Origin of the sequence: Escherichia sp. MOD1-EC7011 (assembly GCF_002965005.1) — a bacterium.
GTDB lineage: Bacteria > Pseudomonadota > Gammaproteobacteria > Enterobacterales > Enterobacteriaceae > Escherichia > Escherichia ruysiae.
Map to the genome: position 1 here is coordinate 1 of NZ_PTRD01000082.1, position 1,856 is coordinate 1,856.

The 1,856-nt window shown below is 34.6% G+C and carries 1 protein-coding gene; it reads left to right on the top strand.

The features are described 5' to 3' along the window. The first annotated feature begins 91 nt into the window (after nt 1-91). Entirely contained in the window at nt 92-1,498 is a 1,407-nt protein-coding gene (locus tag A7098_RS23520; RefSeq protein WP_105281506.1) for a winged helix-turn-helix domain-containing protein, read from the top strand. Nucleotides 1,499-1,856: the final 358 nt, after the last annotated feature.

Here is a 1,856-nt window from a genome sequence, read left to right on the forward strand (position 1 = left end):
ATATACAGTTTAATAAAACATATATGAATATTAGTTATATTTATTACTCATTCAGGACGCAAATAACCATAAATTTCACAGGGGTTAGCTAATGGATTTAGAAATTAAGTTTTCATATCATTTTTCTGATGGAATAATACTTACAGAAGATGGTATTCTTACAAAAGGGAATGAGCAGTCTTACATACCTCCGAAAGAGCTTGGCGTATTATTTGTATTGCTTGAATCATCTGGCAACGTTGTATCAAAAGATATGATCATCGAGTCCGTGTGGAAAAATGTAATTGTAAGTGACGAATCCCTTACACGGTGTATATATTCATTAAGATGTATTTTTGAACGCATCGGCTATACTCGCTGTATAGAAACCATATACAGAAAAGGGTATCGATTCAGTGGGCAAGTTTTCAAGATAAAAGGGAACCCAAATAATAAAGCAGGTAGTGCTGTTGCTTTATTTCCATTTATAACATCCCACAGTCATCATGATCCATTAAAACTAAATCAGGATCTTGTACAACTTATTTCAAACCAAAAAGATGATGACCTTTACATATACCCACTGGCGGCAACCCAGTATTGTATAGATAATAAATCTCAAACAGCTTTTCTGGCCAGATTCAAACCAGATTATTTTATAACTGGAAGAATTAGCCAACATGGAGCATCAAATAGCTTATATGTAGAGGTGATCGATGCAAAAAGCTTTTATCTTGTTGCCAGCACACATCTGCAAGCGGATGATATACAAAAAGTATCACAATTTATAATCAGTAACTTGAATCTGGCTATGAAGAAACCTAAAGCCGCGCAGGAAATGATCAGTCAACGCGATTCTTTTAATGACAATATTTTATCAAAAGAAATGTCTAACGGAAAAAACGCACTGAATGAGTTCACACCTGAAAGTATTGTCAAAGCAATAACAATATTTGAACACCTGAAAAAAAAATACAATATTCCGTCTCTAATAAATGAGTGTCATTGCCTGTTGGCTGAATGCTATATATCCCTGGCTCTTCATGGTATGAACGAGCATAAAGATGCAACTCAAAAAGCATTAGCATTTATAGATAAGGTGTCAGATAAAACTATTTGTGATGGAAAGATTTTAGGGATCATGGGATTGATAACCGGCCTTTCCGGACAAGCAACGACATCACGTATTTTTTTTGAACATGCGCAGACACAAATATTAGATATCGCCGCCTTATACTATTATCGATCACTGGTAAATATTTATAACGATAGAATTGATGATGCAATTGCTTGTATAGATCAAGCACTGTTACTTGAGCCTAATATACATAAAGCTGTAGTAATAAAAAAATGCATTAATGCATATATTTCTGCAACGCAGAATAAAAAATGTACACACGTTTATCAAGGAACAGAGAACGAATGTCATTTGGTTATTATTAATAACATCCAAAAGTTAAAGCAATTGACAAAAACGAACAATAGTATCGATTTTAACAGTCAATATGCAGTAGCTTGAGTCGTGATAATCCTCGACTGGTATAACGAATGCAAACTCGTTTATGACTGCCGATGTCGAGGAGCACTCAAGTTCTACTTATTTTTGATTGTTGTTATTTGATTCAGCCATACCTGATGTGAGTACATTAAAAGAACGGAACGTTTCGATAAAAAAGAAAAATAAATGAGGATATAAAAACTGGAGCGGGCGAAGGGAATCGAAGAAAACCCCTTATAACCTGCTGTCAGATAACACTATTGAGATCAGCTTATGTAACTGATTGCGTGATAATAGAGGATCATTATCGTGTCAATTGTAGTGGTCAACAAAAACTGGCCACAGCTTTAGAGTTTTTCCAGAACAATCGTTCTGATTC